This window comes from Aerococcaceae bacterium DSM 111021 (assembly GCA_020112395.1).
Lineage (GTDB): Bacteria > Bacillota > Bacilli > Lactobacillales > Aerococcaceae > Ruoffia.
On sequence record JACCEK010000001.1, the window covers coordinates 1,125,295 to 1,143,738 of the forward strand.

Sequence of the window (18,444 nt, forward strand, 5' to 3'; positions counted from 1 at the left end):
CGAATTCTCTTTATCATCCTTTTCGTGTTCAAAAAGATTGCATGACAACTGGTAGTCACGTTGATTACCCAGGTTTTTCAACATATGCCCTCTTGTTTATCACACAAGGAAAGGGAGAGTTAATTACCAAATATGAGACCTTCTTAATTGAAGGTCCTTTTTGCGTTCACATTCCTAATGCCTTACCTTTTAAGCTTGTCTCGGGCGACGAGGCATCAATGGAATGTGTGATGATTGAATATACGTTGAATCATAATCGAAAAAACCAGATGAATCTTAATCACTTTAGAGTCATTAATTTAAATAAAAAGCGAATGGACACCATTTTCTCGCTGTTATTACATGAAATTGATTCCCCTTCTAGTCATTTTAATGCTATAATAGGACATATTTTCAATTTAATCATGATTTTTGAAAAAAATGAGACGAATCAAAAACTTATGGAACTTAATTATACCCGTTTAAGTCAAAATGTTCGTACTGCTCAGTATTTTATGGATCATAATTTCAATAGAAAAATTTCGATTCAAGAAATCGCTACACATGTGAACTTAAGTCCTGATTATTTCATTAAAGTATTTCATAATGAAATAGGTATGACGCCCCATCAATATATCGTTCGTTGCCGAATGGAGCACGCACATCTTTTGATAGAATCTACTCAGAAAACGATCCAAGACATTGCAAAAGAATGTGGATATAACTCTGTGAGTCACTTTTCTACAAAATTCAAAGAATTTTATGGATATACCCCACGAAATTTAAAAACAAGATAATGCTTTTGCTTCTAAAAAATTATATTATTTAATAATTTGAAGATACCATGTTAATATAGGTTGTAAGAACTGAACTTTGTAACACTTTTAATGATTTCGCAACATACTGATAATGTTTTTGTGAACTTTTCACAAATTTAATCGTTTATTTTATTCATTATGTGTAATATAATGAATTTATAGAAATAAGCACTCATATAGAAAAAGGAGGATAGGTTTATGTATATATCAAATATTAATTCATCGTCAATTAAATTACAGTCAATCGAAACTGAAAATGTTACTACAACTAATGAAACTGTTACTGTCTTTTCAGAAACCAATCTAACATTACTTTATATCGTTAAAGGGGCAGCAAATTACGTTGTCAACGAACGACAAGGCGATGTTAAGAAACGTGATATGATTTTACTTAACCCTGAAACTGTTCTTGAAATTACGCCTTTACGTAAAGTTGAATGGATTAAAATTTCCTTAACTGGAATTTTATTTACTTCTAGTTTAGATATCGACTCAAACAGTCGAATGTTTATTACTGAAGATACATCTCAATCAATCAAGCGTTACTTAGATCTTGCTATCTTAGAGTATAATCATCGTTTCCGTGGAACCGAGTTAATTCTTAAGAAATTACTCGAATGTATCATGGTACATGTTTTGAGAAATAGTGAATTATCAATTAAAGATGCAAGTGTGCAAGTGAAGAATGATGAAATCGAACGTATTCAACAATATATTCGTCAAAATTATTCTGAGAAGATAACTTTAGATGATTTATCTAGTCATGTTGGAATTAACAAGTATTACTTAATTCGTCTATTCAAACAAAAAACTGGGTTATCACCAATTGATTACCTTATTCATGTTCGTTTAGCTGAAGCCGAGAAGTTACTTGCAACGTCTAACGTTACAATTTCTAAGATTTCTGACATGGTTGGTTTCCACTCACCCTCTCATTTCTCTAAAACATTCAAAGAATCTAATCACTGTACGCCTTCTGCTTTCCGTAAGAAGCACAGTAATGATTAATTTTAAGCTCTGATATAAAAACATCCTGTTTACAACTAATGGTTAGTTGTAAACAGGATGTTTTTGTTTTAAAAATAATAATCTGTAAAAGCATGAATAAATTGCTCATTCCAGTGAGAATGTTTCGGATGCCGTATTGGAACGCAATGAATTGGTGACGAGCGATATCTGACGTCGTTCCTTCTACGCTTTTCATAGCAATCGTCCACTCTTTTACAGTTTCGTTTATATTTTGTATTGGTTATTCTACGTTCACTTCTACAGCATTTACAACCTCGCCGTTGTCTAACGTCACCATTACAGCTGGTTTAACCGGGTTATGTTCTTCGTTGATTGAGAACGTTCCTGTGACACCTTCGAAATCAACTGTATCCGTTAGTGCTTGATTGACCGCTTGCGCTTCGGTAGATCCTGCTCGTTCGATTCCATCAACTAAAAATCCAATCGCATCATAACCTAATGCTGCAAACGTATCTGGAGTGTGACCATATTTTTCTTCGTAAGCTGCGACAAAGTCATTTGATTTTTGACTCTCTAAAGATGTATCGTAGTGAGTCGTATAATGAACATCTGCTGTATTCTCTGGCCCAGCTAATTCACCGAATGTATCACTTGCGAACCCGTCAGCTCCAACTACTGGCGCTGTAACCCCCATATCACGCAAAGCCTTTACTAATAAACCTGTCTCAGTATAGTAACCAGGCATGTAAATTGCATCAAATTCATGTCCTAATACCGTTGTTGCTAGAGAAGAGAAGTCTGTATCTCCTGATGTATAAGCTTCTGTTGAAACGACCGTTCCACCTTTTGCTTCGTAATCTTCAACGAAAGCATCTGCTAGACCAAGTGAATAATCCAATGCATTATCAACAATTAATAATGTGTTTTTTGCTTCCAGATGATTGTAGACATATTCTGCACCTGCACGGCCTTGATACGAATCTTCATAAGCTGTTCTGAATAAGTTTTGTACTGCTTCTCCGTCAGAAGCTAATGTTAGCCCATCACCCGTTGTTGCTGGAAGTACATTTGGTTTGCTTGAATCTTCAATAACCGGTTTCACTGCATTAACTACACCTGAGGCGTTTGGACCAAGTACCGCTACGACGTTTTCGTCATTCGCTAAGCGAGTTTGTAGCGAGACGCCTTCTGTTGTATCTGTCTTATTATCTAAAACAACTAATTCTAATGGTCTACCCTCTAAGACACCACCTTCCATATTTTTCTGTTCAATATACAATTCAAAAGCCTCAACAGCTGGAACACTATATGGAGCAGCAGGTCCCGTTAATTCTAAGTTGACACCTAATACAACCGGTTCTCCCGTTGCTTCTTGTGCTGATACATGTTGTGTAAACGGTATTGCTAAAGCACCTACAAGTGTGACAGCAGATAAGAATAATTTAGTTAATTTATGCTTTTTCATTTTAATTCTCCCCTATTCAAATTTATTATGGTTTAACGCGCAATTCAACTTGCCCAACGTTTTCATAAGTGACACGATATGTTCCTACTTCTAATTTCACCGGTAATACAAACGTTCCAGATGATACAAATCGACCTGCCTTTAATTTTTCGCCTCGGTCTTCTAATGCTTTAGCTAACCACTTAACAGCGTTCACTGGATGACCTAATACTTCTGTCGATCTTCCACGAACTACTTCTTCATCGTTCAGATATAAAACGCCTTCGACATCATCTAAGTCTTTGTAGCTATATTGTTTTGCCTCACCATATGTGACAGCACCGTTCACAGCCCCATCAGCAATAACTTCATAAAATGTCGTCTTAGGAAACCAGTCGTCATAACGACCATCTGGTGCAACAAGTCCTGGTGCAACTAAACATTTTTTCATGACTTCTTCGTCCGCGTCATCCCCATTAACGTCTTCTTGTATTAAAAAGACTAATTCTGTTTCTAAGAGTGGCTCATTATAATCTGATAATGATAATTCGTTTTTGACTGTCACATCAGTCATTTTCCCAAATAAGGGTGAATCACTTTTGAATAAATCTTGGGTTTCTTTACTCGTTAAACTTATTTTGTAGCCTTGTAACTTTTCCCCATTCGCTTCTTTCAAAGCTAATACTGAGTCTTGAACGCTGTATGCTTCTTGAGTAGATTCAAAATTGAGTACGCCTTTTTTCAAGGGCTTGTTATCTCGGTATGCTTGATATAATTGTTCTGCTTTATTTGTCATTTTAATGATCCTTTCTTAACCTCGACTGTTTGTACCCAACCTTCTGGACCTTCTTTTTCTCCAAATTGAATACAAGTTAATTCATCATACAATGCTCTTGTTAAAGGACCGACTTCAGTTTCTGAATGAAAGACTGTCTTTTTGTCCCCCTGTGTAATACTTCCAATGGGTGTGATAACAGCTGCTGTTCCCATCGCTCCAGCTTCTTTAAAATCATCTAAATTTTCTACGTAGACATCACCCTCTAATACATCCAAACCAAGAACATTCTCCGCGAGGTGGAGTAATGAATACTTTGTAATACTTGGAAGAATCGAAGGTGATTTCGGTGTGACGAACACATTGTCTTTTGTAATGCCAAAGAAATTCGCAGCACCCACTTCCTCAATCTTCGTATGTGTCGCAGGATCCAAAAAGATTGAATCCGCAAACTGTTGCACTTTAGCTTCTTGACCCGCTTTAAAGCTTGACGCATAGTTGCCTCCAACTTTAGCTGCACCCGTACCTCTTGGCGCGGCCCGGTCGTAATCACTAATCATAAAAGGAGCTGGTTGTAAGCCACCTTTAAAGTAGGCCCCTACCGGTGTCACGTAAATTCCAAAAAGTGCTTCTGTTGCCGGTGCAACTCCAACTACATTCCCTACTCCAATTAAAAATGGTCGAACATATAGAGTTGCGCCTGATCCATATGGCGGCACCCATTCTTCATTCGCATTAACAATATCATGGACTGCTTGGACAAAACTTTCAACTGGATACTCTGGAAGCATGACTTGATTGGCTGATCTTGTTAAACGTTCAGCATTTTGATCGATACGAAACAACTTAATTGAGCCATCTTTTGCTCGATACGCTTTTAAACCTTCAAAACATTGTTGACCTAGGTGAATAGCTGGAGACGCCTCACTAATTGTGATTGAGTTCGACTCAACGACTTGCCCCTCACCCCAGACGCCATTTTTAAAGTAAGCCCGGTAACTTTTACCTGTATCAATATAATCAAAAACAAGTGTTTCCCAATTTAATTTCTCTGGACTTGCAACTGCTTCCATACTATTTTTACTCCCTTTCCCAACTAAATTTAAAAATAAAAAAGCCTATTTAGATTAATTAATAATCTAAACAGGCTTAAACTGTATATAGGTATGCGAAATGAGATTCCGCTGCCCGTTTAGATTATTAATCTATACGAGCAACAAAAAATGTTAGCACGCATAGATACAAACTCGAAAGTTTTTCCGTGTTTGTATCTATGATGCGGATACAAACACTATCTAATAATGCTAATAATTGCAGCGAATTTAAATGTATGTGTACTAAATTTTTTCATGTTATCTCTCTCCAAATATCTTAATACCGTTATATTACGTGCTTAAGATTAGAAAGTTAAGCTTAATTCTAATTTATTTATCATTTCGTTTAAATCCTCTAATATTCATATAATGTTAATGAAAGTATTTGACTTCTTTTCCTATAATGGTTATAGTTGGGTTTGGAAAATTTAATAAGATTTGTTAGGTGAGGCTCCTATGCATACATAGGCTACTGCCCAAAAACGTCCAGAGACGCCAATGGGTATAACAGGAATTGTCGAAATAAGGCTCTTCATAATGTAGCTAACGTTAACCGTTTACGATGCATAGTGCTAAAACTCCACAAAGAATCCGTACGAATTTTTTTGTGCATATTTTTTGAGTCCTCACTATTTTATTGGTGAGGGCTTTTTCTATTTCTTATGGATTTCCATGCATTAGAACTAAAAGGAGGGAAAACAAATGGACTCGTCCATGACGAAGAGATTTCAAAATAATAATGACGCACCATGGCGAACCAGTTTGTCTACCAACAGATTCGTCTAATAGCTCATACAATTGAAGTCTCGTTAATGACAATTAAGGAGGCTATGGCCATGAAAGATAAAAAAGCATTAAGCTACTTTGACTTAGCAAGTTTAAATATTCAGACATTATTAGAGCAATTAGAAACAACAACACAAGGTTATACACACGAGGAAGCTGAAAAAATCCGGGAGGTTTACGGAAACAACGAAATTATCTATGGAAAAGATAAACCTTTATGGAAATTATTTCTCGAATCATTCTCATCTCCATTCACGTTAGTCTTGATTGTTTTGGCAATTATTTCTTTTGCAACAGAGTATATACTCGTTGCACCTGGAGAAAAAGATGCAACAAGTGCGGTGATTATCATCCTACTCGTTATCATTAGTGGGGCAATGTCATTTGTTCAATCAGTCAGATCAAATAATGCAGCCAATGCATTAAATCAATTGGTTGAAGTAACGTCAGCTGTCAAGCGAGACGGTGCCTTTCAAGAAATTGCGACTGAGCACATTGTCTTAGGTGATATTGTTCATCTATCTGCCGGCGATATGATTCCTTCTGATATTCGCTTAATAACTACAAAGGATTTATTCATCTCGCAAACATCATTAACGGGAGAAAGTTATCCAGTAGAAAAAATAGCATCAGCAACAATTAATAAAGTGGACTCTGATACGAGTTACGACACACTCGTTTATATGGGAAGCGAAGTTGTTAGTGGAAGCGCTGAAGGAATTGTTGTTAAGACAGCAAATAACACCCTTTTTGGTCAAATTGCTCAAGAATTAGAACAAGAACCGGTAAAAACGAGTTTTGATAAAGGCATCCAAAGCACATCTCACTTACTCATACGTTTTATGATGATACTTGCACCGACGGTAATTCTCATTAACGGTCTGACGAAAGGGGATTGGTTACAAGCTTTACTCTTTGGTATTTCAGTTGCTGTTGGGTTAACGCCAGAAATGCTACCTATGATTGTCACTTCAAACTTGGTTAAAGGGGCCAGTTCAATGGCTAAAGAAGGAACCGTGATTCGTAATCTCAACTCAATCCAAAACTTTGGTGCGATTGATGTACTTTGTACAGATAAGACAGGAACTTTAACCCAAGATAAGATAGTCCTACAATATCACCTTGATATCGAAGGTAATGAAAATAACCGCGTACTCCGTCATGCTTTTTTAAACAGTTACTACCAAACGGGTTTAAAAAACTTAATGGATGTCGCAGTCATTGAAGCTTCACAAAAAAAGCTCGATACAGAAGCGTTTGACTATACTAAAGTTGACGAGATCCCCTTTGATTTCAATCGCCGCCGTATGAGTGTAGTTGTTCAAGACACTAAAGACAAAACTCAAATGATTACTAAAGGCGCGATTGAAGAAATGTTAGCCATTAGTACTTACGTTGAACAAGACGGCGTAGCAAAACCTCTGACAGATGAAGTCAAAGCAAATGTCCTAGAAACTGTCACTAAATTGAATGCAAGTGGCTTGCGTGTATTAGGTCTTTCTCAAAAATCAGACCCTGCAAGGGTTGGTGAACTTTCTGTTAAAGATGAATCAGATATGGTTCTCATTGGATACTTAGCTTTTCTAGATCCACCAAAAGAATCAACAAAAGAAGCATTAGATACTTTAAGAGAGCATAACGTTGAAGTGAAGATTTTAACTGGAGACAATGCGCTCGTGACTCAATCCGTTTGTATGCAAGTTGGGATAGATGCTACAGCATACTTAACAGGCGAAGCGATTGCGGATATGACTGAGGCTCAACTGGCAGAAGCTGTTGAATCTTATAATGTTTTTGTAAAATTAAATCCAACACAAAAAGCGGAACTTGTACGCATACTTCGAAACAACAACCATGTCGTTGGCTTTATGGGTGATGGTATTAATGACTCACCTGCTATGCGTGCAGCGGATGTAGGTATTTCAGTGGATAATGCGGTTGATATCGCTAAAGAATCGGCTGATGTTATTCTTTTAGAAAAGGATTTAATGGTCCTAGAGAAAGGAATCGTTTCTGGACGTAAAGTATTTGGCAATATTATGAAGTATATTAATGCAACAACAAGTTCTAACTTTGGGAATATGTTTTCAGTACTCATCGCAAGTATTTTCTTACCATTTCTACCGATGCTACCGATGCAACTCTTATTTCTAAACTTACTTTATGATATTTCTTGTATGTCGATGCCTTGGGATAATGTTGACTCAGAGTATTTAAAATCACCAAAAAAATGGGAAGCATCAAGCATTCAACGCTTTATGATTTGGTTTGGTCCGACAAGTTCTATCTTCGATATGATTAGTTTTGCGGTCCTATTCTTTATTATTGCACCACAATTTTTGGGCGGTAATTATTCAAGTCTATCCCCAGATTTACAAGAACAATTCGTTGCCTTATTCCACTCGGGCTGGTTTGTAGTATCCCTATGGACTCAGACTATTGTTTTATATGCCTTGCGCTCTAAGAAAGTACCCTTTATAGAAAGCCGTCCATCATTTATTATGACAGTATTCACTTTATTGGGTATATTCATAGGAACAATTGTACCCTATACACAATTAGGGACTGCCCTTGATCTAACAGCATTGCCTAATACCTTCTGGTTGTTACTCATTGCGATTATTATCGCTTACTTAATCTTAGTCACTATTGTTAAACATTATTATGTGAAACGATACGGTGAATTATTATAACAAGCAAAAATCCTCGATGTCTAAGAGACAATCGAGGATTTTTTTAATCTGTTTTACTATGAATTTTTCTAAATTCAGATGGCGTGCAATGATTCACTTCTTTAAAGGTTTTTGAAAAGTAAGATGGGGAATGAAACCCAACACGATCAGCAATTTTGGATACGCTGAAATTCGATTTCGATAGCAATTTTTCTGCTTCAGCTAAGCGTACTTGAATTAAATAATCAATCGGCGATAAACCTGTTCTTTGTTTGAATACTCGGATGAAATAATACTTTTTCATACCGATATAACTCGCTAATTTTTCGAGTGTAATGCGTTGAGAATAATTCTCGCGAATATAACTTTGGACACGCTGTAACCCGTCATCTCCCTCTTGGATACCACTATCTTTGATTGTTAAGTCCTTACTTCTTAAAACTTGAGCAACAATACATTCAAGCAGCTTTCTAAGAATTAACGCAGTTCCCTCGAATTCATTCACAGCTTCTAAAAGAGCTAGGTCAAGGTATGATTTAATCTGACGTGTCTTATCTTGAGTGATGTATAACTGTTTGGTTGAATTGATATCAATACTTGAGATAAATAAGATGCCCGATAAGGTTACTTTAATCCACTCTAGCTTCCGCAGCGGTGTCATAATTAAATCCATTCCAGGATTTAACATGAGTAAGTCACCTTTTTTTACTTCTCCTTCACGTAGTTTAGCTTTAAATGATGCCCCACCTTTGACGATATAAAGTAATGTAACGTGTTCTTCTGAACTGATTGTGATTGGTTGTTTGGTTGTCATTTCTTCTGTTTTTATTTTATGTACTTTGATTGATGATGAATTGATATTTGATATATACATAACTATCCCCCACCTTTTTCTTTCTTATGAATTAATGATTTTAATTTTTAACATGTATTCGTTATAACTTAGCTAAATACGTCAGATCTCCGATAATAAAGCACATTCAATCCTCCATTAAAATATTCTTCGGTTATTTTAGCCAATATCATTCAAATAATATCAAATTCCAATCACTATCTAATAGCGTATCATATTCAGACAGAAATTTCTGGAAAAGTGTGTTAATTGTTGTGTTAATAGTCTTGAGAGAGATTTTCTTGTAATCAGTATGCACATAATCCCTAATTGATAAAACCCACAGCAATTTCACTTCTTGAAATTGCTATGGGTTTATAGTTTTCCATGTAAGACTGTAACATCTAATGTAATAACGCCGTTTAACTTTGCAAGTAATGTTTGACGCTCTTCTTCTGTTAACTGCCACGTTAATGGCGTCATAACAATAAGGTCTTCTAATTGACTAGAAGTTAGAGTTTGAGACGCTTTAATTTTTTTCATAGTCACATTTTGATAGTGAGTTTTGAATACATCAATGACATCTTCGTTCGAGTAAGGATGAATATTTCCAATATTCATATCAATTAACGCTTGTCGAATCTCTTGCAAGTAACCTGAGTTAGGAATGATTTTAATCAGCTCACCGCGTGGTTTCAAGATACGTTCAAATTCTGCATAGTTGGATGGCGAAAAGATAGATAATACAATGTCTAACTGATGATTCGCTACTGGTAATTCCGCAAGGTCCGCAATCATTGACAACATGTGTCCATTATAATCAGTCGCCGCTTGAATCGCGCTTTTAGCCAAATCCACGCTAATCAAGCTATATTGATTCTCTTCAACCTGTCGCGTCATCTGCCATAAGTGGCTTCCTTCTCCACTTCCTGCATCAATCATCGACACATCATTTGAATAATTATCTTTTAAATACTGTCCGATATATTCGTGAAGTGGTCGGTAAAGTTCAGTATTTAAGATAATCTCACGTCTTGAACTGAATAAGGACGTATCGTATTTTGTATTGGTAGTTTTTTTGGCCATAAAGAAGTAGCCTTGTTTAGCCATATCGAAGCGATGTCCATTGGCACAAACTAAGCTATTGATATCTAGTTGTAAGTCTTCATGGCAATGAATACAACTTAAGTTAATCTGCTGATGTTCCTTTAGCCAATGAAGTGTACGGTCTTTCTTATTTAATTCATTTAGTTCCATAATAATGGTGTTGCCTCCCAATGCTTTTTATCTATTACAACTATTATAGTCTTTTTTAGATGATTGGCAAAATGCGTTTGTAACCATCTTTACTGATCAGCCATCCTTTTATAATAGTAAGCTCTAACATCTCCTAATCGTGGCACGTCTTCTAATTGAGCAAATTGCGTATAGCCATGACGCTCATAGAAGGCACCCGCTTGATATTCTAACGTATTGAGCGTGATTGTTATGATGTCTTTTTCTTGAGCGAGTAATTCTACATGTTCTAATAACTGGCTTCCTATCTTTAAATTTCTAAAACCTTTTTGAATAGCTAAGTAGTCTATCTCCAATGTTTGAAATTGTTGATGAGCGATAATTCCACCAACGAGTTGTTTATCTTTATACGCTCCTATGGATATTATATCTTCATTGCGTGCTTGGGATTCACCAACATATTCTAACCGTTGTTGCTTAAAAATGTCATAAATCATTGGTTTTAAATCTTCTGAATTAATTGGTTGGTAATCAATCATCGTCTTGTCTCCTTCATTCATTTGTCTCATTATAATATATAACAAAAAAGCACTGAAGAAATACCTCCTTCAGTGCAAAATTATATAAATTTATTCCATTCCACGAACTTCGCGGATAACGTCTGCGATTTGGTCAACGTAGCGGTCAACACGTTCTGGTGTTGACGCTTCAGCCATAACTCGTAGAATTGGTTCTGTTCCACTTGGACGAACTAAGATACGACCATCTCCGTCCATCTCTGCTTCAACTTTACCAATAATATCTTTTACTGCTTGTTCATCCATTACAGTATGTTTGTCGTGTACACGGATGTTAACTAATTTTTGTGGGAAGATGGTTACTTCGCCTGCTAATTCTGATAAAGTCTTACCAGTTTCACGCATAACTGCCATTAATTGAACTGCAGATAATAGACCGTCACCTGTCGTATTATAATCTAACATCACGATATGGCCAGATTGTTCTCCACCTAAAGTATGGTTACCTTCACGCATTGCTTCCACGACGTAGCGGTCTCCTACTTTTGTTTTTAAAGCTGTCATGTTATTTTCTTCAACTGCTTTGTGGAAGCCAATATTACTCATGACAGTTGATACAATCGTATCATTAGCTAAACGGCCTTTTGATTGTAGGTGTTTACCTAAGATGAACATAATCTTATCACCATCAACAATCTCACCCGTCTCATCTACAGCAATGACACGGTCACCATCGCCATCTAATGCTACTCCGATGTCAGCTCCTTTTTCTTTAACCATTTCTTGTAAAGCTTCTGGATGAGTTGATCCAACACCTTCGTTAATGTTGATACCATCTGGACGATCTCCCATTGTATAGAAATCAGTCTCAAGATCTGCGAATAATTGGTTAACTAATGGCGCTGTTGCACCGTTCGCTGCATCAACACAAACTTTTAAATCATCTAAGTTCGCCGAAATAGTAGATTGTAAGTATTGAACGTATTTGATTGATCCTTCAGGAAAATCATCTGTTACGCCTAAACCATCTGCACTCGGACGTGGTAATTCATCTGTGTCGCTATCTAATAAAGCTTCAATCTCAGCTTCTTGGTCATCAGATAATTTAAAGCCGTTACTTCCAAAGAATTTGATTCCATTATCGTGTGCTGGATTGTGTGAAGCACTAATCATTACTCCGGCAGCTGCACCTTGTGTTTTTGTTAAATAAGCGACAGCTGGTGTAGAGATAACACCTAAACGCATAACTTCGATTCCGACTGATAATAACCCTGCTGTCAAAGCGTATTCCAACAATTCTCCAGATATACGTGTGTCACGAGCTACAAGTACACGCGGGTGCTCAACATCTGAATGTTGTAATAATACATATCCCCCGTAACGACCTAATTTAAACGCTAATTCAGGTGTTAATTCACTATTCGCTACACCTCTGACACCATCTGTTCCAAAATATTTACCCATTGTTGATTAATCTCCTAACTTTTCCTATTAGTTATTTTCTGATTCGTCCTCGTTATCTTGTGTTTCTACAACTGATGATGCACTGCCTTCAGTCGTTTCATCCACGCTATCAGATTCGGGAACACTACTTTCTTTTTCCTCTTCGGTTGTTTCAGTTCCATCCTCAGAACTCTCTTCACCTTCGCCACTTGGTGCGATAGGTGTAATTGTTACTACGACCTGAACATTTCCACCGTTTATCACGGTCATTCCTTCTGGCACTTGTAACTCACCAGTAATCGTTGTTGATTCTGTTATACCAGTTACATCAGCTACTACACCGATGGTGTCAACGGTATGTTGACTGCCTTGAATCACCAAGCTCTGTGGTGTAGTAATCGTATAATCATACGTATACATTGCTTGGTCTTCCCCAAAAGGGATAATATGCATACCTACCTCAGTTTGAGGCTGACTGACTTCAACTTGTGCTTCAATCTCTGATACATTTGAGTTTACGTCTAGAACTTCTCCTTCTGCATTCACAATTTGTAAATGATATGTTCCAGTGAAACTGCTATTAGTTGGTTGCGGATTTGCGATTGTTATAAAGACGCGATCAATTTGTTGGATTGTTTCAACATCTCCAGTTAATTGAACTTCTGTTGGGTTCAAACTAACATTATCTACATTAAAGCCTTCTACAACTGCATTAGGATCAATTTCATACTCTATTGCTGATGTGATTTCGTCAAGTTGGGATATTTTTACATATCGTCTTGATGGCGTCACTTGATAATCGACCGTTTCTGGCAAATCTGCAATGATGAATTGAATTTGTTGCGTTCCTGGTGGTACATCGGTTAAATCTTCTGTTTGGACTGTAATCTCTTTTTCTAACACTTGGTTAATGATATTACGGGGTCCAGTCAGACGAACTTGTACAGATTCCGGCAACCCACTTATGAATGTATTTTCCGGAATGGCACCAACGGTCACCGGTACATTATCAATAGTTTCAGTTACGTTAATGCTTGCAAACTGTTGATTCGCAGCACTTTGAAAGATGAATGCATTGTTTTCAGATGCAACGAAAATGTACAAGAAGATCGCGAACAGTAGAGAAATAAGTCTTACGGCCCATTTATTCTCAAATAGCCCTTTCTTCATTATTTATCACCTCGTTGTAAACTGTCATTAAGAAAGTCGCGTATAATTTGAAAGATATCTTTCTGACTCTCTTCTTCTACAAATAAGTACTCTTCAAGAATTTGGCGGAATTCATCCCGATTAAGCCCTCGGTTCATCTTGTCCCCTTTAACGACACTGATGTCACCCGTTTCTTCTGAGACAATCACTGTAACCGCATCGGTAACTTCACTTAGCCCTATCGCGGCACGATGTCTTGTTCCTAATTCCTTAGGAATCAATGTACTTTCAGATAGTGGTAAGTAACATGAAGCTGCTGCAATTTGATAATTGCTTATAACAACTGCACCATCATGCAAAGGTGTATTTGGAATGAATATGTTAATAAGTAATTGATTCGTTAATTCCGCATCGAGTGGTATCCCTGTCGAAATATACTCACCTAACCCATCTTGACCTTCAATTGAAATCAATGCCCCAATTTTTCGTTTTGACATATACTGAACAGATTTCTCTAAGTCATTGATTAATTTCTCGCTAGGATTATTTTTGTTTTTACGATTCTTAAACAAGTCACGCCCTAATATCTCAAGCGCTCGTCTAAGTTCCGGCTGGAACAAGATAATCATCGCGACAACACCCCAAGATAGCACTTGGCCCAAAAGCCAGTCTACAGTCTGAAGCCCTATAAGTGAACTCACACTCTTAGCAATGAGGAAGATTCCTACCCCTTTCAGAAGATTCATCATCTGTGTTCCCCGTGCATACATTAACAATCGATAAATCAAATACCATACCAATAATATATCAAGTATTCTAACTATCGGCTGATTCGTCATAAACTGATTCAAAAAATCAAACACCTTGTCACCTTCTTTCTAATCACTCTTTGATATTATAGCATATCAATCTTTCATACTTAATCAATTGATGAATAAAAGTTGAAATGAAGTGATAATTATTGAAGTTGGTGGAATAAAAACCTTTAAATACCGTGTCAGTCAATGTACCGTGTCATCAAAATACTTAATCGACTTGTCTTCGGGTGACACGGTGACTTAGAGCGCTTAATCGACTTGTCTTCGGGTGACACGGTGACTTAGAGCGCTTAATCGAATTGTTTTCAAGTGACAAGGTGATTTAGAACGCTTAATCGACTTGTCTTCACGTGACACGGTGACTTAGAGCGCTTAATCAACTTGTCTTCAAGTGACACGGTGACTTAGAGCGCTTAATCGACTTGTCTTCGGGTGACACGGTGACTTAGAGCGCTTAATCAACTTGTCTTCAAGTGACACGGTGACTTAGAGCGCTTAATCGACTTGTCTTCACGTGACACGGTGATTTAGAGCGCTTAATCGACTTGACTTCAAGTGACACGGTGACTTAGAGCGCTTAATCGACTTGTCTTCGGGTGACACGGTGAATTAGAGCGCTTAATCGAATTGTCTTCAAGTGACACGGTGATTTAGAGTACTTAATCGACTTGTCTTCTGGTGACACGGTGAATTAGAGTATACAAGTCGTTTTATCTATTTAATTTAAAGTTATAGTTAATTTTTTGTGTTTTTAAAAGGAAATTTCTTGTTAATAAATGCATATTCAAATATTTCATTTTTATTAATATACGACGTGTATCTTCCACGATTTTTCATTGTAAAATGTTTCCGAAGTATTTTACTAATGTAATTTTTACTCACTTGTCCTGCAAAGAGAATCTGGCATTCACTCACAATGAGCGGTTCGTTGTATCTTATTGCGCCATACTCACACAATGTTCTTACGATCGCTCTTTCTTTCACTTCTTGGTGAGAACAGTGGTTGCAGATTACTTTGTATTGAGTGATTGTTAAGTTAAAGTGATGGCAGTAGTCGCAACATATGCCTCGTTTCATTCGACGAATATCTTCAATCGTTTTTGCAGTTGGTGGGAATGGATTTTCGATTTGAAATTCATTGATTATTCGCTCTCTTAATGCATATGACTTAATATTCGCTTGCGCAAAATTCTTTTCTTCACGAGCAGTTTGTTTAATCCATTGCACAAACTCTGCTCGGTTCATACCTACTTCTGCAGCGGGTTGATCTAAGCGAATTAAACCTTCTGGATTAATAAAGGCAATTTTACCTTGAACCTGGCCGTTGTATTTTAACTTATCGACCATCGTATTGACTTTTTCCATCGATCGCTCCAATTGAGTAAAAATACTTTTATTTAAAAGCCGTCCATTTGCATATGATTGCTGGTTTTGATGAACAAATTCTACAGTATAGTTTTTCGCATCAATAATATAAATACCACTCGACGTCATTATAACGATGTCAAGTTGAGTCGTACCTCCCGCATTAATCCACACATCATGTAAATGAACCCAATCATTATTACCATGTTTAAGGATTAATTGGTGCGTGTCCACTTCTCCTTTATGACCTTCTATATTCACTTTAAATTGATAGGTTTCTTCTTGAGATAACCCATTTCGATAGTGACAAAGTTCCTGTTGTTGAAGTTCTAGATTTTTCTTTAGCATAGCTCGCTCTCTTTCTGTTTTTTTGTCCTGTATATAGATACAAGAAAAAGAGCCGTTTTCATTATTTTATTTTAAAAAGTTTAAAAAAGCCTATTAGCCGTTTGGGCCAACAGACTTAGTCTTCTGGATGGGGTGGGTCGCCGTATTTTCTAAAATACTGGCGCTTGAGTGTAAAATTCTTTGGGACGTGATCAATCCCACCTTCTGCAAAAGGATGACAACGGCCAATACGTGCGATGCCCATCGTAGTCCCTTTAAGTGCACCATGCTGTTCGACAGCTTCAATCATATAACTTGAACAAGTTGGATAGTAACGGCAACTTGATGGAAGACCTGGTGAGATAAATTTCTGGTAAAATCTCACGGGCTTAATGATAATGTTCTTTATGTTACTCACCTTCTATTAATTAAAATATTCGAAAATTAGTTGGATGAAATTTGACGTGAAGTATGTATAAATGAAAACTGACACGGGTCTATACGCTATGACCATGCCGATAAACTGCTTGAAACGCATATTAGATACACCAGCTATCATACAAAATATATCATCTGGAAAAACAGGGGCGAGAAAACCAATTCGGAGTAATCGTTTAAAGCGGTGTCCATGATTCATCATTCCCATATACTTAATATAATCGTCATCCGAGATAAAAGCACGAATAACGGCGTGGCCGAAGCGAGCACCGATAACAAAGTTAATCGATGAGCCGATTATCATCCCGATTGTGTTGAATAAAAACCCCCAGAAATGACCAAAAATTAAATCCCCTATCACATTGGTTAAACCTAATGGAATAATAGGATAGATGATTTGACTGATCTGAACAAGTATAAAAATAATCGGCGCCCAGACACCTAAACGAAGTAACAAGTCCGAAAAACCGCCGTCTGGTTTAAAGTAATCGGCTTGGCTAATATATATTGAACCGACAATGGTTATGATAACACCGATTATAGTAGTAAAGCGGATGATACGTCGCTTCTGCTCGATAGTTAGTTTCATACATCGACTCCTAAAGTATATTCGTGGTCTCATTCACTATTTCATCTACTTTTAGCACATTGTATACTATAATATATTGTAACGGAATTGAATCTATAAGTGGAGGTTATTTTTTGGAAAAATTAAAACAACTTGTTAGTACTATGAAACAGCATCAAATTAGCAACATGATTATAACAGATACGTATAGTATCCGCTACTTAATCGGCTACTACACTCAACCTGGTGAGCGTTTATTAGCTTTAATCGCTACCGCATCAGGTGATCATTATCTAATCTTAAATAACTTGTTCCCACGTGCCGATGAAACTGGTAATTACTCAGTCCTTTATTATCAGGATGGTGAGAAGATTATGGAACGCATCGCAAATGTGTTAATTGACGGTATCACAAGTATTGACAAATTTTGGCCAAGTCATTTCTTACTTGATTTAATGGATATAAAAGCAGACTTACAACCGGTTAATGCTTCATATATCTTAGATGACATGCGTGCTATTAAATCTGAGGATGAAATTAGCATTATGCGTGAAGCGTCTAAATTAAATGATCAAGTCATGGAAAAACTAATGAATGCTTTAAGAACGGGTAAAAGTGAAGCTGAATACGCTGAACAATTAGCTGGTTACTATAAAGAACTTGGACACTCAGGCTTTTCATTCGATCCTATAGTTGGATATGGCGCTAATGGTGCTGATCCGCATCATACTACAGATGAATCTTTACCAAGAGTCGGTGATACAATTGTCCTTGACATTGGTGGAATGTATAAAGGATACGCATCAGATATGACTCGAACAGTGTTCTTCGGTGAGCCGCATGAAGAAGCTGTAGAAGTGTACGATGTTGTTCGCCGAGCTAACTTAGCTGGTATTGCTGCGGTTAAACCTGGAGTGTCTTTAAGTAGTATCGATTTAGCAGCGCGTAAAGTGATTACTGATGCTGGTTACGGTGAATACTTTACACACCGACTAGGTCATTTCATTGGCCAAGAAGCGCATGAAGCCGGTGATGTATCACAGTTCAACGATGAGTTAACAAAGGTTGGTCAAGTCTTTTCGATTGAACCTGGTGTTTATTTACCTGGTAAATTTGGTGTTCGAATTGAAGATTTAGTCGTTGTAACTGAAGATGGTTGCGAAGTATTAAACCATGTCACAAAAGAACCGATTATTATTGAAGTGAATTAAAT

Annotated in this window: 16 protein-coding genes; 4 read left to right on the forward strand and 12 right to left on the reverse strand. The window is 37.0% G+C overall.

What is annotated here, in order from left to right; all coding sequences use genetic code 11:
* The first annotated feature begins 41 nt into the window (after positions 1–41).
* Both HYQ40_05180 and HYQ40_05185 read left to right on the forward strand, forming a co-directional pair.
* Positions 42–776, forward strand: coding sequence for a helix-turn-helix transcriptional regulator (locus tag HYQ40_05180; GenBank protein MBZ6527163.1), 735 nt, complete (start codon positions 42–44; stop codon positions 774–776).
* Between the two features lie 219 nt (positions 777–995).
* Positions 996–1,805: a helix-turn-helix transcriptional regulator gene (locus tag HYQ40_05185; GenBank protein ID MBZ6527164.1), complete on the forward strand. Its 810-nt coding sequence runs from the start codon at positions 996–998 to the stop codon at positions 1,803–1,805.
* Positions 1,806–2,046: 241 nt separating this feature from the next.
* Here the strand turns inward: HYQ40_05185 and HYQ40_05190 are convergent, their stop codons facing one another.
* From HYQ40_05190 to HYQ40_05200, 3 genes are read right to left on the reverse strand one after another with little or no spacing between them, the layout of a single operon-like run.
* Positions 2,047–3,231 (reverse strand): ABC transporter substrate-binding protein, encoded by a 1,185-nt coding sequence (locus HYQ40_05190; protein MBZ6527165.1) that lies wholly within the window; start codon positions 3,229–3,231, stop codon positions 2,047–2,049.
* A 25-nt stretch (positions 3,232–3,256) separates the two neighbouring features.
* A complete protein-coding gene (locus HYQ40_05195; protein ID MBZ6527166.1) occupies positions 3,257–4,006 on the reverse strand; it encodes a hydratase in 750 nt (249 codons plus the stop codon).
* Positions 4,003–5,058 (reverse strand): branched-chain amino acid aminotransferase, encoded by a 1,056-nt coding sequence (locus HYQ40_05200; GenBank protein MBZ6527167.1) that lies wholly within the window; start codon positions 5,056–5,058, stop codon positions 4,003–4,005. Before HYQ40_05200 ends, HYQ40_05195 begins: the two co-directional genes overlap by 4 nt.
* Before the next feature lie 833 nt (positions 5,059–5,891).
* On the opposite strand from HYQ40_05200, the gene mgtA reads away from it, so the two are divergent.
* Positions 5,892–8,558 carry a magnesium-translocating P-type ATPase gene (gene mgtA / locus HYQ40_05205; GenBank protein MBZ6527168.1) on the forward strand — a complete coding sequence of 889 codons (2,667 nt, stop codon included), beginning with the start codon at positions 5,892–5,894 and terminating at the stop codon, positions 8,556–8,558.
* A gap of 43 nt (positions 8,559–8,601) precedes the next feature.
* Here the strand turns inward: mgtA and HYQ40_05210 are convergent, their stop codons facing one another.
* The 9 genes from HYQ40_05210 to HYQ40_05250 form a co-directional block, all read right to left on the reverse strand.
* Positions 8,602–9,411 (reverse strand): helix-turn-helix transcriptional regulator, encoded by an 810-nt coding sequence (locus HYQ40_05210; GenBank protein MBZ6527169.1) that lies wholly within the window; start codon positions 9,409–9,411, stop codon positions 8,602–8,604.
* Positions 9,412–9,744: 333 nt separating this feature from the next.
* Complete coding sequence (locus tag HYQ40_05215) at positions 9,745–10,626, reverse strand: methyltransferase domain-containing protein (protein MBZ6527170.1); 882 nt, start codon at positions 10,624–10,626, stop codon at positions 9,745–9,747.
* Between the two features lie 89 nt (positions 10,627–10,715).
* The gene (locus tag HYQ40_05220; GenBank protein MBZ6527171.1) at positions 10,716–11,144 is read right to left on the reverse strand and encodes a GNAT family N-acetyltransferase; all 429 of its coding nucleotides are present in this window, start codon (positions 11,142–11,144) and stop codon (positions 10,716–10,718) included.
* 90 nt (positions 11,145–11,234) lie between these two features.
* Complete coding sequence (locus HYQ40_05225) at positions 11,235–12,587, reverse strand: phosphoglucosamine mutase (protein MBZ6527172.1); 1,353 nt, start codon at positions 12,585–12,587, stop codon at positions 11,235–11,237.
* Positions 12,588–12,614: 27 nt separating this feature from the next.
* Positions 12,615–13,736 (reverse strand): hypothetical protein, encoded by a 1,122-nt coding sequence (locus HYQ40_05230; GenBank protein ID MBZ6527173.1) that lies wholly within the window; start codon positions 13,734–13,736, stop codon positions 12,615–12,617.
* Positions 13,736–14,554 carry a TIGR00159 family protein gene (locus HYQ40_05235; GenBank protein MBZ6527174.1) on the reverse strand — a complete coding sequence of 273 codons (819 nt, stop codon included), beginning with the start codon at positions 14,552–14,554 and terminating at the stop codon, positions 13,736–13,738. Before HYQ40_05235 ends, HYQ40_05230 begins: the two co-directional genes overlap by 1 nt.
* 714 nt (positions 14,555–15,268) lie before the next feature.
* On the reverse strand, positions 15,269–16,246 hold the full coding sequence (locus HYQ40_05240) for an NERD domain-containing protein (protein MBZ6527175.1): 978 nt from the start codon (positions 16,244–16,246) through the stop codon (positions 15,269–15,271).
* A 115-nt stretch (positions 16,247–16,361) separates the two neighbouring features.
* Positions 16,362–16,634: a membrane protein insertion efficiency factor YidD gene (gene yidD, locus HYQ40_05245; protein ID MBZ6527176.1), complete on the reverse strand. Its 273-nt coding sequence runs from the start codon at positions 16,632–16,634 to the stop codon at positions 16,362–16,364.
* A 15-nt stretch (positions 16,635–16,649) separates the two neighbouring features.
* The gene (locus HYQ40_05250; protein ID MBZ6527177.1) at positions 16,650–17,252 is read right to left on the reverse strand and encodes a TVP38/TMEM64 family protein; all 603 of its coding nucleotides are present in this window, start codon (positions 17,250–17,252) and stop codon (positions 16,650–16,652) included.
* Positions 17,253–17,395: 143 nt separating this feature from the next.
* On the opposite strand from HYQ40_05250, the gene HYQ40_05255 reads away from it, so the two are divergent.
* Positions 17,396–18,442 (forward strand): aminopeptidase P family protein, encoded by a 1,047-nt coding sequence (locus tag HYQ40_05255; protein ID MBZ6527178.1) that lies wholly within the window; start codon positions 17,396–17,398, stop codon positions 18,440–18,442.
* The last annotated feature ends 2 nt before the right edge of the window (positions 18,443–18,444 follow it).

Excerpts from the sequence above, each read along its gene's own strand:
- HYQ40_05180 (MBZ6527163.1), top strand. The coding sequence starts at position 42 with ATGACAACTGGTAGTCACGTTGATTACCCAGGTTTTTCAACATATGCC.
- HYQ40_05185 (MBZ6527164.1), top strand. The coding sequence starts at position 996 with ATGTATATATCAAATATTAATTCATCGTCAATTAAATTACAGTCAATC.
- HYQ40_05190 (MBZ6527165.1), bottom strand. The coding sequence starts at position 3,231 with ATGAAAAAGCATAAATTAACTAAATTATTCTTATCTGCTGTCACACTT.
- HYQ40_05195 (MBZ6527166.1), bottom strand. The coding sequence starts at position 4,006 with ATGACAAATAAAGCAGAACAATTATATCAAGCATACCGAGATAACAAG.
- HYQ40_05200 (MBZ6527167.1), bottom strand. The coding sequence starts at position 5,058 with ATGGAAGCAGTTGCAAGTCCAGAGAAATTAAATTGGGAAACACTTGTT.
- mgtA (MBZ6527168.1), top strand. The coding sequence starts at position 5,892 with ATGACAATTAAGGAGGCTATGGCCATGAAAGATAAAAAAGCATTAAGC.
- HYQ40_05210 (MBZ6527169.1), bottom strand. The coding sequence starts at position 9,411 with ATGTATATATCAAATATCAATTCATCATCAATCAAAGTACATAAAATA.
- HYQ40_05215 (MBZ6527170.1), bottom strand. The coding sequence starts at position 10,626 with ATGGAACTAAATGAATTAAATAAGAAAGACCGTACACTTCATTGGCTA.
- HYQ40_05220 (MBZ6527171.1), bottom strand. The coding sequence starts at position 11,144 with ATGATTGATTACCAACCAATTAATTCAGAAGATTTAAAACCAATGATT.
- HYQ40_05225 (MBZ6527172.1), bottom strand. The coding sequence starts at position 12,587 with ATGGGTAAATATTTTGGAACAGATGGTGTCAGAGGTGTAGCGAATAGT.
- HYQ40_05230 (MBZ6527173.1), bottom strand. The coding sequence starts at position 13,736 with ATGAAGAAAGGGCTATTTGAGAATAAATGGGCCGTAAGACTTATTTCT.
- HYQ40_05235 (MBZ6527174.1), bottom strand. The coding sequence starts at position 14,554 with ATGACGAATCAGCCGATAGTTAGAATACTTGATATATTATTGGTATGG.
- HYQ40_05240 (MBZ6527175.1), bottom strand. The coding sequence starts at position 16,246 with ATGCTAAAGAAAAATCTAGAACTTCAACAACAGGAACTTTGTCACTAT.
- HYQ40_05250 (MBZ6527177.1), bottom strand. The coding sequence starts at position 17,252 with ATGAAACTAACTATCGAGCAGAAGCGACGTATCATCCGCTTTACTACT.
- HYQ40_05255 (MBZ6527178.1), top strand. The coding sequence starts at position 17,396 with ATGAAACAGCATCAAATTAGCAACATGATTATAACAGATACGTATAGT.